Below are 13,417 nucleotides of genomic sequence, written 5' to 3'. Positions count from 1 at the left end.
CTATTTTTCAAACCTCTTACTTAATGAACTAACGCATGCGTTAGTTCATTAAGTATAACTAAAAAAGTCGATTCCTTGAGATTGAAATCGGCTTTTTTATTTAGGTGGACTATACAAACCATTTTTAACCATATAACATTCCATCGCTTCATTAAGCCATAACTCTTCTTCCTCTGTATAAGGAGAAGGCATCGTATTATTATATTGTTCTTCTACATTCTCTAATTTACCTAGAGAATACATTGTCTCTTCACCGACATACTTAAGAGTCGCTTTCATATGTTCATCAACCAATTTTTGCACTTCTGAATCTTCAATTTGTCTTCCAAATAACCTTTTCACTTCTTTTGCTAAACGCATAAACTCTTTATCAAGTGCTATGTCCTCTTCTTCCGGCTTATTATATAATCCATCAGCCACTTCTTTTGATACATATTCTTCAAGCCATAAACGTTGTTCATTTTCTTTTTGGATACTATTAATTAAGCTCATTAATATGTTACTATCTACCTCTTCATCTTCCTCAAGGTATACCATTGTTCGTTCAATCGCCTTTATCGAAACTTCAAGTTGTTTTTTCTTTTCTTCAAAGGCTACTCTTTGATTTTGTAATGTTTCTTTTAAGCTTATATTCAAACTTTTCACATTGAGCATGACACGAATTTCTTCTAAACTATATCCTAATACTTTAAGACTCACTATTTTTTGGAGCGCTAATATATCTCTATCTTTATATACACGGTGTCCTGAACTTATATTTTTTTCAGGTTTAAGCAGGCCAAGTTCATCGTAATACTGTAGTGTCCTTATTGATATACCTGTTCTCTTTGAAAACTCACCAATTGAATACCCTTCCTTTTTGCTCATCCTACACTCCTCCTAACAATATGTTTACAAAAATCATACTCCCTCACGTAACTGTAGGTTCAAGCCTTTTTTCAAAAAAGAATGAATCAAGTCCCTCACTGCATATATTGAACTATACCTTTTCTTAAGGAGGGCTTGCTTGATGCGTACTCCTTTATCCTTTGATAAAGATACTGCCATATTGTTAGCATCTTGTTGTGAGTTAACGTATGAACAATATAAACAAAATGGGATTTTTGAAATACCTGATGGATTCCAATATGTACAAGGCTTTCAAGGAAAAGCGATTCAAACGATGGAATGGTTTGGGTTCATATTAGAATCTGAAGATACGATTATTGTAGCTTTTAGAGGCACACAAACAGATACAGATTGGATTATCGATTCACTCGTCAACCAAAGACCATACCCATACGCTTTAAATAGCGGAAATGTTCATAACGGCTTTCTTTCAATTTATGAATCTTGCCGGGATTCTATTATGGATATGCTCGTGTCATTACCAGCCCATAAGAAACTTCTTGCAACAGGCCATAGCTTAGGCGGCGCGCTCGCCACACTACATATACTCGATGCGCGTATCAACACCGCCTTCGCACAGTACGGTCTTTATACATTTGCCTCTCCCAAAGTGGGCGATATTGTATTTCGTAATTATTATAAACTACAAGTAGCTAGTAGCTTTCGCTTTGTTAATTTATTTGATGTCGTTCCTCTTCTCCCTCCGCGCAATGTCCATTTTAATGAACAAGACTGGGAATATGCACATGTTCATCACAACATGACTTTTACAAAAAACACAAAATCTATTACAAATAATCATGCCATGACAACATACAAAACATGTCTGACTTCTCATTTTTAACCAGGTAATGATTGGAAACCCTATATCCTTATACTATAATAATATATGAAGTTATTTTTGGATGAGGGGACCTTACATGCTAAAATTTATCTTTGCACTTTTTCTCATTGTAATTTTTACGTTTACAGGTTTCTTTACATTTTCATACTTTGCGACGGGAGAATATGATGGAACAGGTATCATATATACCGCTATCCCATTTCTTTCTTAAGCAAAAAAAGAAAACCGAGCTTAATGAGATTAAGCTCGGTTTTTTAAGTGATTATATTCCTCTTTTAAAAGTGAATACACTTTAGCGTCCCTATACGTATTATTCATTTTTACACTTTGTCTCCATGAATAAAAGTCCCTTCAAAAGGGACTTTCACTTAATACTGTGTAACCGCATTACCAATACTCCAAATCTCATTACTATACTGTAAAATCGTTCGATCACTCGCAAAATGACCAGACTGTGCAATATTTAAAATCGACATTTCTAGCCACTTCGTCCGGTTTTCATACGCTCTACCAACAGCTTCTTGCCTTTCCGCATATGGACCAAAATCTCGCAGAACGAAGTATTCATCATTTTGAATTACGAGAGAATCATAAATCGCTTCAAATTCAGCTCCCGAATGTGCAAAGAAACCATTCGTTAACTGATCTACTACTTTTTTAATATGCATATTGTGGTGATAATAATCACTTGCACGATATCCACCATTTTGATAGTAATGAAGAACCTCTTCCGCTGTTAAACCAAAAATGAAACAGTTATCATCACCGACCCGGTCTTTTATTTCAACATTAGCTCCGTCTAACGTTCCGAGTGTAATCGCACCATTCATCATAAATTTCATATTCCCTGTTCCTGATGCTTCTTTACTCGCAGTTGAAATTTGCTCACTCACATCCGCAGCTGGGAATATATCTTCCGCTAAAGACACTCGATAGTTTTCTAGAAAGATAACTTTCATATATTGGCTTACGTACGGATCATTATTTACTTTCCTTGCGAGTTCATTGATTAATTTAATAATTTTTTTCGCATAGTAATAGCCAGGTGATGCTTTCGCTCCAAAGATAAAAGTACGCGGATAAAATGTAAAACTAGCATCCTCTTTCAAACGGTTATACAAATATAAAATATGAAGAACGTTTAATAGTTGTCGTTTGTAAGCATGTAGTCTTTTTACTTGCACATCAAAAATAGAATTAGGATCAATTATAATCCCCATTTTATTATGAATACGCTCCGCTAAAATCTCTTTACGCTCTTGTTTTACCTCTGCAAATTTCTCTTGGAAACTCGCATCGTGTTGAACTGTTTGCAGCGCTTGAAGCTTAATCGGTTCTTTCTTCCACTCTGTTCCAATCGCCTCTGAAATCAGGTTTGTCAGCTGCGGATTCGCCTTCATTAACCAACGTCTATGAGCGATTCCATTCGTTTTATTATTAAACTTATCTGGATAAAACTCATAAAACAATCGCATTTCACGTTGCTTTAAAATTTCCGTATGAATTTTTGCTACACCATTTACGCTATGGCTACCGACAATTGCTAAATGAGCCATTTTCACAAGATCATGCGCAATAATCGCCATCTCTTCAATACGATGCCATTCATATGGATAACGTTCCCAAAGTTCATGACAGAAACGTTCATTAATCTCTTCAATAATCATATAAATTCTCGGTAATAACGGTTTAAAAATGTGAATTGGCCACTTCTCAAGCGCTTCTGATAACGTCGTATGATTCGTATAAGAAATCGTTTGTGTCGTTATGTGCCATGCTTCTTCCCATGCTAGTTTTTCTTCATCTAATAAAATACGCATTAGTTCTGGAATCGCCAAAACTGGATGTGTATCATTAATGTGAATCGCAATTTTCTCATGTAATTGACGAAGGTCACCATATCTTTCTCTATGCATACGAACGATATTTTGCAAACTTGCTGATACGAGGAAATACTGTTGCTTCAAACGAAGTATTTTCCCCTCATCATGCGTATCATCTGGATATAAAAACTCCGATACAGCCTCTGTTTCACGCTTATATTTCAAAATATCTTTGCAATTTTGCGGGAAAGGAACTGGTTCAGCATTCCAAAGTCTGAGTGTATTTACAGTACTCGTCTCATAACCTACTACTGGAACGTCATATGGTACTGCCATAATCACTTCTGCATTCGTATGCCTGAACTCTAAACGCCCATCAATGTATAGCGGTTCAACATTGCCGAAATAACTTACTTCTACAGCTTGATCATGCCTTCTTACTTCCCATACGTTTTCATGAAGAAGCCACTGTTCTGGAAATTCAACTTGATAACCATCAACAATTTTTTGATCAAATAAGCCGTGTTTGTAACGAATTCCACAGCCATGACCTGGTAAGTTTAAAGATGCAAGTGAATCAAGGAAACAGGCTGCTAATCGTCCAAGTCCACCATTTCCAAGACCTGCATCTGCTTCCACCTCTTCTAATTGTTGCAAAGAAATCCCAAGCTCAGAAAGTCCTTGTTCACATACATCCCTGATGCCTAAATTTAATATGTTACTTCCAAGCAAACGCCCAAGTAAAAACTCAATGGATAAGTAATACATTTGCTTTTGCTCTCCAGACCGATAACTTTCGTTCGTTGCAATCCATTGACTATTCATATACTCACGTACCATGTACCCAAGCGTATTGTATTGATCACGAGTTGTAGAGTCTTTAAAACTTTTACCATACATCGTCTCTAACTTTTCTAGAAAAGCTGATTTGAAACTTTCAACATGAGTAAACATTTCTTCACCACCTACATGTTATTCCATGAGACTTTTATACAATTTCTTATAGGCAAGAGCTGATTTCTCCCAGCTATAATCTTCAGTCATCGCTTGTTTTACAAGCTGCTCCCATACCGGTTTATCATGATAAAATTCAATCGCACGAAGAACCGTGTGCAACATGTCATGCGCATTAAAGTTCGTGAAACTGAAACCATTTCCTTCTCCAGTTTCTTCGTCATAAGATTGTACAGTATCATTTAATCCGCCTGTCTCTCTTACAATCGGAATTGTACCGTACGCTAATGCGATAAGTTGTCCAAGTCCACACGGTTCAAATAGTGATGGCATTAAGAATAAATCACTTCCCGCATACACTTGGTGGGCTAGTTCTTCATTAAATCCGATATACACTTTTACCTTCTCAGGATACTCGTATGCCATCCACTCAAAGAATTGTTCATATTCAGAATCACCTGATCCTAAAATAATACATTGCACATCTTCCTCCATTATTTCGCGGAATACAGTACGTACTAAATCAAGACCTTTTTGCTTCGTTAATCTCGTTACCATCGAAATAATTGGTGTATCTTCTTTTTCTGGCAAACCAAAATAACGCTGCAAGGCGCGTTTATTTTCATTCTTTTCCTCTAATGACTCTGCATCATACTGAGCAGTAATATACGAATCTGTTTCTGGATTATATACGCTCGTATCAATTCCATTTACGATGCCGCTAAGCTTACCATTATTTTTTCGTAACAACCCATCTAACTTCTCACCGAAAAACTCATATTGAATTTCCTCTTTGTATGTCGGGCTAACTGCTGTAATTTGATCAGAAGCGATAATTCCGCCCTTCATAAAGTTCACATTTCCATAAAACTCTAGCTGCTCACTATGAAAATATTCATCACCAAGTTCTAACAAGTCGTACATCACTTCAGGAGGAAATACACCTTGGAACTGCAAGTTATGAATCGTATACACCGTTTTAATATGCTCATATAATGGATTATCTTGATACTTTTCACGCAGTAAGAAATTCACCATAGCTGTATGCCAATCGTGGCTATGAAGAACATCCACTTCGAAATCAAGATGCGGAATACACTCTAAAACTGCTTTCGAAAAATAAGAAAAACGCTCTCCGTCATCATAATGACCATATAGAGAATCTCTCTTAAAATAATATTCATTATCTATTAAGTAATACGTAATCCCGTCTTGCTCACCTTTTAAAATTCCGCAATATTGATTTCTCCACCCAAGCGGGACGTTAATTACTTTATGTAACGTACATCCATCCCTTAATTTTTGCGGAATAAGACTATAATTTGGAAGTATAATGCGAACGTCCACGCCTAATTTTTTTAGCTCTTTTGGGAGCGCACCTGCTACATCAGCTAATCCTCCCGATTTAACAAATGGTACACATTCTGATACTGCAAATAAAATATTCACTTGTTGTCCCACTGCACGAAAAGCTTATACAACTTCCCTTGCAGCTTCCTCCCTTCGAGTTTTCATTTGAATGAATGCTTTAATCAGTGGAGGAAAAACCCCCACTGATTCTTTTAAGAATAACTATTAATCGTACTGTTTTGAATGCTTCCTTTTTCTACAACATATGGCTCATCGGCGTTTCCTTTTAGTACAACACCGTCACCAATTTTCACGTCTTTATCAATAATAACACCGTCTATTATGCAATTATCTCCAATTTGGCTCTTTTGCATAATAATACTATTACGAACAATTGAACCTTTTCCAATTTTAACAGAACGGGAGACAACACTATTTTCTACTTCACCCTCAATAATACTGCCGTTTGCAATCATCGTATTTTTCACTACTGCACCCTTCACATAACGAGTTGGTGGCTCATCTTTTACTTTCGTAAAGATTGGTGCTTCTTTCTTAAATAATTGCTTCCAAATAGAAGGCTGCAAAATTTCTAGGCTATGTTTATAGTAACTTTCAATAGAATCAATAATAGCTACATATCCTGTATGTTCGTACGTAGTAATATGCAGTGATTTCCCGCTCTTTTCTCTCACTACATCAAATAAACTGTATTGCTCTACATCTTTATATGTCTCAAATAAGTCTAGCAATAATTGTTTCTTTAACACATATGTTTGAAGCGAAACCCCTTCATGACAAACTTCAGTAATATCTGCAGACGTATGTATATGTCGCCCTAACACCGCTTGAAAGTTTAACGCTGTTACAAGATGGCTATTCGTAATAACAACATATTCTTCTCTGCTTCTTAGAAAATAATCAATATGTCTTCTAAAATGTGCAAAAGATCCAAATTCGTCATGATCACATTGGCAGTTCGGTGGGAATAAAAACAGTCCATCACGCTTTCTATCTAAATCCCACTGTTTTCCTGAACCGACATGATCCATTAAAGAACGATTTTTATGACTTGTAAAAACCGCCACGCTATGAATATTAGAATTCACCATATTTGAAAGCATGAAATCAATGAGGCGATAACGGCCTCCAAACGGTAACGCCGCTAATGAACGATGCCCTGTTACTTTCTTTAAGGAAGGAAAACTTCCCGTTGCATTAATAATTCCTAACATTTTTTCTCCCATTCATTTCATCCCCCTTTTCTATTTTCCTTCAGCAATTAGTACTACATCATCAACATTTTTTTCTGGACGAATTATTGTCCCATCTTCAATAACCATTTCCGATCCAACGATCGCTCTTTCAATCACAACGTTTTTACCAATCTTTGCCCCCGGCATAACGACAGAATCGATTACCATACTACCTTCTTCCACCGTCACTCCTTGGAATAAAACAGAATGCTTCACGTCCCCTTCAATGACGCACCCTTCATTAATAAGTGACTCTTCTACTTTTGCCTTTTCTGCAATATATTGAGGTGGCTCGTTTGGATTTACAGAATAAATGCGCCAATTACGATCGTTCAAGTTCAACGATGTTTCATCGCGAAGTAAATCCATATTCGCTTCCCATAAGCTTTTCACCGTTCCAACATCTTTCCAATATCCTTCAAACGGATACGCCATCAACTTCTTCCCTTCATCTAATAAAAGCGGAAGTACATCTTTTCCGAAGTCATTACTAGATTCAGGGTTTCTTGCATCCATCTCTAAATATTCTTTTAAAATAGCCCAGTTAAAAATATAAATTCCCATTGATGCAAGATTACTTCTTGGAAATTGCGGTTTCTCCTCAAATTCAACAACTTCCATCTCTTCATTTGTATTCATGATGCCAAAGCGACTTGCTTCATCCCACGGCACTTCAATAACAGAAATCGAAACGTCCGCTTCTTTCTCAATATGGTAATCTAGCATTTTGCTGTAATCCATTTTATAAATATGATCGCCTGATAAAATAAGGACATATTCTGGTTCATACTGACTTAAATAGTTTAAGTTTTGATAAATAGCACTTGCCGTACCTGTATACCACTTCACACCTGAAGACTCCGCATAAGGAGGTAACACAGTGACTCCACCGTTTACACGATCAAGATCCCAAGCATTTCCGATTCCAATATAATTATGAAGTTCTAACGGTTGATATTGTGTTAAAATCCCCACCGTTTCAATACCGGAGTTTGCACAGTTACTTAACGTAAAATCAATAATGCGATATTTACCACCAAATGGAACAGCTGGCTTGGCTAAATTTTTTGTTAATGCACTTAAACGACTACCTTTTCCCCCTGCTAGTAACATTGCTACGCACTTTTGTTTTTGAGCCATCTTGTTTTTTGCTCCCCTTTCTCGTCTTCACTGGTCGTAATATGGATACGCCAAATGGTGGAATTGTAATTTCTACATGTGCCGCTTGATTATGATATGGCTCTAGAATCGTCTTGAGACGTTTCTTATTAACTTGCCCCGATCCGCCATATTGCGCCGAGTCACTGTTTAAAATTTCGTTATAGTACTCGAAATCTGGTACACCTACTTTATAGTTTTCATATGTAGCTTTCGTAAAATTACATACGACAACTAACGCATCTTCCTGCTTATCCCCTTGGCGGATAAACGAGAAAATACTTTGCTCATTATTATTAGCATCAATCCACTGAAATCCTTCAGGCGAGTGATCTAACTGCCAAAGTGGTTTTGAGCGCTTATACAATGCTATGAGCTCTTTAAAGTAATCATGCATATTACGATGCATTTCAAAATCATGTAAATTCCAATCTAAATCTTCAAGGTCTTTCCACTCATCAAATTGCCCGAATTCTCCACCCATAAAGAGTAATTTCTTACCTGGATGAGTAAAGAAATATCCATATAATAAACGAAGCTGAGCAAACTTATCCCAGTAATCTCCCGGCATTTTATTTAATAACGACTTTTTCCCATGAACGACTTCATCATGAGAAAGCGGCAATATGAAGTTTTCAGAGTGAGCATATATTAAAGAGAATGTCATTTTCTCATGAATGTATTTCCGGTACTCTGGCGCACATTCCATATATTTCAGCACATCATTCATCCAACCCATATTCCATTTATAATTGAATCCAAGTCCACCCTCGTATGTTGGAGCTGTTACAAGTGGCCAAGCTGTTGAATCTTCCGCTGTCATAAGAAACTCTTCATCTTCTGCAAACACGGCTTCATTTAACTCTCGTAAGAAAGAAACAGCATGTTCATTGCTTTGCTCTTTTCCTTCTTTATTCCAGTACAGCATATTCGCAACTGCATCTACCCTGAAACCATCAATATGGAAATGCCTCATCCAAAATAACGCATTTGAAATTAAGAAATTACGTACTTCTCTCTTCCCTAAATCAAAATTAACAGTTCCCCATACCAGGTTTTCTTGTACGTCTCTATCTTTATATTCATAAGTCGGTGTCCCATCAAACAAATATAAACCGTGAGCATCTTTACAAAAATGCCCCGGTACCCAATCTAAAATGACACCGATTCCATATTTATGACATTCATCGACAAAATACATCAAATCATGTGGCGTGCCGAATCTACTTGTCGCCGCATAATATCCTGTTCCTTGATATCCCCAAGAACGATCATATGGATGCTCAACAAGCGGCATAATTTCAATATGTGTAAATTGATGTTCCACCACATACGGAATGAGCTCCTCGGCCATTTCTCTGTAAGAATACAGAGCGCCATCCTCTTTCTTTTTCCAAGAACCGAAATGTAATTCATAAACTGTCATCGCTTCTTTATAAATCGATTTTTTCTTTCTCTTACGAATCCAGTTTTTATCATTCCATTCATATCCCTCTATATCAAAAACTACAGATGCCGTATTTGGTCTTACTTCTGCATATACTGCATAAGGATCCGCTTTTAAAATAACGTCACCGTCCATCGTTTCAATCGCATACTTATATATATCATTCTCTTCAATATGCGGTACAAACAAGGACCAAATCCCCTCTTCTGTCACTTGTAGCATCTTATGTTGCTCATAATCCCATTCATTAAAATCCCCAACAACACTCATTGCTTTCGCATGAGGAGCCCATACTGTGAATCGTACACCTCGCATCCCATCTTCCGTCACAATATGTGCGCCAAAGATGTTATAACTGTCATAGTACTTTTCTGTATGAAACTCATCTCGTTTCACTTCTTCACAATTTATTACATCCAATATGTTCACCTCACTAAGATGACAGAAATTTTTTACTCTTTATCATTTCTGCGAAAAACTGAAATATCCTTGTTATTTTTTAAAAAATATTCGTTTTTTTCTTAAATTTCACTTAAAATATTCACATTTTCCGTGTAAATTATCGAATTTTGACGAATATTCATTGCAAACGCTTTATTCCCCTTACTATTTCTCACCTTTCATTGTTGCTCAATATTTATTTTATTGGTTTTTCTCTGTATTTCACGCTCTTTCCACGTAAAATACATGCGAAATAATCTATTGTTTAAAAATATTTCTCAACATTTTTTGTCCCAAATTTTATCACTTCCCGACGGAAAACTCCCACCTCAAGGAATATCTAATGAGTATGCGGGAGATGAATGCCGTTTTGGAAAAATCGCCACAAGGTTAACTCCTAAAGAATAAGGTGAAACTCTGCTCGCAAATAGTGGGATAACGCACAAAAGCACTCTATTCAAAAATAGAGTGCTTTTTCTATAAACGACCCTTCTCCAGCAAAAGGGGTATATTGGGGATATACAAGGGAAACCGGAAAAGGAATTTATATTAAATTATATAAAAACTCAGAGGTAGGAAGCAGTTTCCCGCCTCTGAATTATTTAGCAATTATTATAGTACTGGTGCCATTGTTTCTTTTAATACTTTTACAGAATGAGCGAACTTCACTTTTTCTTCTTCGTTTAATTCAAGTTCTACGATTTCACGTACACCTTCGCGGTTAATAACAGCTGGAACACCTACGTAAGCATCTTTCTCACCATATTGGCCTTCAAGGTATGCAGATACAGTTAATACGCTGTTCTCGTTGCTTAAGATCGCTTTAGTTACACGAAGTAGTGACATACCGATTCCGTAGTAAGTTGCGCCTTTACGCTCAATAATGTGGTAAGCTGCATCGCGTACATTTTCAAAGATTTTATCTAAATCTTCTTGGTTATACTGTTCGTTGTTCGCTAAGATTGTTTCTAGTTTTTGTACACCTACAGTAGCGTGGCTCCATACTGGAAGCTCAGTGTCACCATGCTCACCAACGATGTAAGCATGAACGTTACGTGGATCTACATCTAAGTAGTCACCTAACATGTAACGGAAACGAGCAGAGTCTAAAGTAGTACCAGAACCGATTACGCGCTCTTTCGGTAAACCAGATTCTTTCCAAGTTACGTAAGTTAAAATATCAACTGGGTTAGTTGCGATTAAGAAGATTCCATCGAATCCGCTATCCATAATACCACGAACAATTTGTTTAAAGATCTTTGTATTTTTCTCAACTAAGTCTAAACGAGTTTCGCCTGGCTTTTGTGGTAATCCAGCAGTGATAACTACTAAATCTGCATCTTTACAATCTGCATAGCTACCGCTCCAAACTTTTGTTGGTGCTGGAGAGAATGGTACCGCATGGCTTAAGTCCATTGCTTCTCCTTCTGCTTTTGCTTCATTAACATCTACTAGTACGAATTCTTCAGCTACACCTTGGTTGATCATTGAGTAAGCGTAACTGCAACCTACAGCTCCTGTTCCTACTAATACTACGCGATTGATACCTTTTTTCATGTTAATTTCCCCTTTCAATTGTTTACATCTATTTTTTATTATTGTTTAAGTAATTAATTAAAATACTAATTTAATGTTGTTTAACTTCTTTACATACATATTGTAGCACGGATTATTGTGAATTCCTTCACAAATTATGACCTATTTGTGAACTTTTTCACATAGAGTGTAAAGTTGTTAGAATGCGGGTGAAATTCATCTCAATGGAGGCGTTTTCTTTAGATTGTGAAAGGTTTTTTCTTAAAGTTTTCTTGGTAAGTGAAATTATATCGAACACAACTTTGGTTATATCGACGTTTCGACAAGGATAACACCATAAAGAAGCTGTCTCCAATAGATTACCTATTTAGAGACAGCTTCTTCTATCTATATATGTTATCTAAAGCAGACTACTAAAAGTCCGCTTTAGATAACATATATACAACAAAAAAGAGATAGCAGATTATGCTATCTCTTTTAGTATGACCCGTACGGGATTCGAACCCGTGTTACCGCCGTGAAAGGGCGGTGTCTTAACCACTTGACCAACGGGCCAAAATCTGGCAGAGAAGAAGGGATTCGAACCCTCGCACCGCGTTCGCGATCTACTCCCTTAGCAGGGGAGCCCCTTGAGCCACTTGGGTACTTCTCTATAATATGGCTCCGCAGGTAGGACTCGAACCTACGACCGATCGGTTAACAGCCGATAGCTCTACCACTGAGCTACTGCGGAATAATTATGGTGGGCCTAAATGGACTCGAACCATCGACCTCACGCTTATCAGGCGTGCGCTCTAACCAGCTGAGCTATAGGCCCATAAAAAGCGGGTGAAGAGAATCGAACTCTCGACCAGAGCTTGGAAGGCTCTTGTTTTACCACTAAACTACACCCGCATTAAATTAAAAATGGTGAGCCATGAAGGATTCGAACCTTCGACCCTCTGATTAAAAGTCAGATGCTCTACCAACTGAGCTAATGGCTCATTTTGAAAGTGGTGCCGGCTAGAGGACTTGAACCCCCAACCTACTGATTACAAGTCAGTTGCTCTACCAATTGAGCTAAGCCGGCTTGCGATTTCAAAATGGTGGCTCGGGACGGAATCGAACCGCCGACACGAGGATTTTCAGTCCTCTGCTCTACCGACTGAGCTACCGAGCCTTTATGTAAAAAAAATGGCGGTCCCGACCGGGGTCGAACCGGCGATCTCCTGCGTGACAGGCAGGCATGTTAACCACTACACCACGGGACCATTTGGTTGCGGGGACAGGATTTGAACCTGCGACCTTCGGGTTATGAGCCCGACGAGCTACCGTACTGCTCCACCCCGCGATGATATAAGATTTAATTTAGAAAAAATGGAGGAGGTAGAGGGATTCGAACCCCCGCGCGACTCTCGCCGCCTGTCGGTTTTCAAGACCGATCCCTTCAGCCGAACTTGGGTATACCTCCGAGATATGAACTTTGAGTGGTGGACCTTGTAGGACTCGAACCTACGACCGGACGGTTATGAGCCGTCTGCTCTAACCAGCTGAGCTAAAGGTCCTTTATGGTAGCGGCGGAGGGGATCGAACCCCCGACCTCACGGGTATGAACCGTACGCTCTAGCCAGCTGAGCTACACCGCCATAAGTTATATTCAAATAAGTGGAGCCTAGCGGGATCGAACCGCTGACCTCCTGCGTGCAAGGCAGGCGCTCTCCCAGCTGAGCTAAGGCCCCAT

Annotated in this window: 9 protein-coding genes and 14 tRNA genes; 2 read left to right on the top strand and 21 right to left on the bottom strand. The window is 38.0% G+C overall.

Annotated features, from left to right (window positions below; genetic code table 11):
- Positions 1-96: 96 nt before the first annotated feature.
- Positions 97-867, bottom strand: a complete 771-nt coding sequence (locus AC0IXC_RS07495; protein WP_002015805.1) for a MerR family transcriptional regulator — start codon at positions 865-867, stop codon at positions 97-99.
- Positions 868-1,009: 142 nt separating this feature from the next.
- On the opposite strand from AC0IXC_RS07495, the gene AC0IXC_RS07490 reads away from it, so the two are divergent.
- Together AC0IXC_RS07490 and AC0IXC_RS07485 are read left to right on the top strand one after the other, a co-directional pair.
- The gene (locus AC0IXC_RS07490) at positions 1,010-1,732 is read left to right on the top strand and encodes a lipase family protein (protein ID WP_002034520.1); all 723 of its coding nucleotides are present in this window, start codon (positions 1,010-1,012) and stop codon (positions 1,730-1,732) included.
- A gap of 76 nt (positions 1,733-1,808) precedes the next feature.
- A complete protein-coding gene (locus tag AC0IXC_RS07485) occupies positions 1,809-1,943 on the top strand; it encodes a hypothetical protein (protein ID WP_000911070.1) in 135 nt (44 codons plus the stop codon).
- 157 nt (positions 1,944-2,100) lie between these two features.
- Here AC0IXC_RS07485 and glgP read toward each other — a convergent pair whose 3' ends face one another.
- The 20 genes from glgP to AC0IXC_RS07385 form a co-directional block, all read right to left on the bottom strand.
- Positions 2,101-4,509, bottom strand: coding sequence for a glycogen phosphorylase (glgP, locus tag AC0IXC_RS07480; RefSeq protein WP_215590305.1), 2,409 nt, complete (start codon positions 4,507-4,509; stop codon positions 2,101-2,103).
- Between the two features lie 18 nt (positions 4,510-4,527).
- The gene (gene glgA, locus AC0IXC_RS07475; RefSeq protein ID WP_002203738.1) at positions 4,528-5,958 is read right to left on the bottom strand and encodes a glycogen synthase GlgA; all 1,431 of its coding nucleotides are present in this window, start codon (positions 5,956-5,958) and stop codon (positions 4,528-4,530) included.
- A 113-nt stretch (positions 5,959-6,071) separates the two neighbouring features.
- On the bottom strand, positions 6,072-7,106 hold the full coding sequence (glgD, locus tag AC0IXC_RS07470; RefSeq protein WP_215590306.1) for a glucose-1-phosphate adenylyltransferase subunit GlgD: 1,035 nt from the start codon (positions 7,104-7,106) through the stop codon (positions 6,072-6,074).
- Positions 7,107-7,124: 18 nt separating this feature from the next.
- Positions 7,125-8,255 carry a glucose-1-phosphate adenylyltransferase gene (glgC, locus tag AC0IXC_RS07465; protein WP_002129671.1) on the bottom strand — a complete coding sequence of 377 codons (1,131 nt, stop codon included), beginning with the start codon at positions 8,253-8,255 and terminating at the stop codon, positions 7,125-7,127.
- Positions 8,203-10,140 carry a 1,4-alpha-glucan branching protein GlgB gene (gene glgB / locus AC0IXC_RS07460; protein ID WP_078205273.1) on the bottom strand — a complete coding sequence of 646 codons (1,938 nt, stop codon included), beginning with the start codon at positions 10,138-10,140 and terminating at the stop codon, positions 8,203-8,205. The genes glgC and glgB overlap by 53 nt, the downstream gene beginning before the upstream one ends.
- A gap of 633 nt (positions 10,141-10,773) precedes the next feature.
- Entirely contained in the window at positions 10,774-11,718 is a 945-nt protein-coding gene (locus AC0IXC_RS07455; RefSeq protein ID WP_002089250.1) for an L-lactate dehydrogenase, read from the bottom strand.
- Positions 11,719-12,180: 462 nt separating this feature from the next.
- A tRNA-Glu gene (locus AC0IXC_RS07450) sits at positions 12,181-12,252 on the bottom strand.
- A 6-nt stretch (positions 12,253-12,258) separates the two neighbouring features.
- Positions 12,259-12,349 (bottom strand) — tRNA-Ser (locus AC0IXC_RS07445).
- 6 nt (positions 12,350-12,355) lie between these two features.
- A tRNA-Asn gene (locus AC0IXC_RS07440) sits at positions 12,356-12,430 on the bottom strand.
- 7 nt (positions 12,431-12,437) lie between these two features.
- Positions 12,438-12,514, bottom strand: a tRNA-Ile gene (locus tag AC0IXC_RS07435).
- A gap of 6 nt (positions 12,515-12,520) precedes the next feature.
- Positions 12,521-12,591 (bottom strand) — tRNA-Gly (locus AC0IXC_RS07430).
- Between the two features lie 13 nt (positions 12,592-12,604).
- A tRNA-Lys gene (locus AC0IXC_RS07425) sits at positions 12,605-12,680 on the bottom strand.
- A gap of 10 nt (positions 12,681-12,690) precedes the next feature.
- Positions 12,691-12,766, bottom strand: a tRNA-Thr gene (locus tag AC0IXC_RS07420).
- Between the two features lie 14 nt (positions 12,767-12,780).
- A tRNA-Phe gene (locus AC0IXC_RS07415) sits at positions 12,781-12,856 on the bottom strand.
- Positions 12,857-12,871: 15 nt separating this feature from the next.
- Positions 12,872-12,947: transfer RNA gene (locus AC0IXC_RS07410), tRNA-Asp, on the bottom strand.
- A 3-nt stretch (positions 12,948-12,950) separates the two neighbouring features.
- Positions 12,951-13,027: transfer RNA gene (locus AC0IXC_RS07405), tRNA-Met, on the bottom strand.
- A 27-nt stretch (positions 13,028-13,054) separates the two neighbouring features.
- Positions 13,055-13,147 (bottom strand) — tRNA-Ser (locus tag AC0IXC_RS07400).
- 17 nt (positions 13,148-13,164) lie between these two features.
- Positions 13,165-13,241, bottom strand: a tRNA-Ile gene (locus AC0IXC_RS07395).
- A 4-nt stretch (positions 13,242-13,245) separates the two neighbouring features.
- A tRNA-Met gene (locus tag AC0IXC_RS07390) sits at positions 13,246-13,322 on the bottom strand.
- Between the two features lie 20 nt (positions 13,323-13,342).
- Positions 13,343-13,415: transfer RNA gene (locus tag AC0IXC_RS07385), tRNA-Ala, on the bottom strand.
- Positions 13,416-13,417 lie beyond the last annotated feature (2 nt).

Source organism: Bacillus sp. AC266 (genome assembly GCF_979253805.1).
This window is presented reverse-complemented; position numbering and strand designations above follow the sequence as displayed.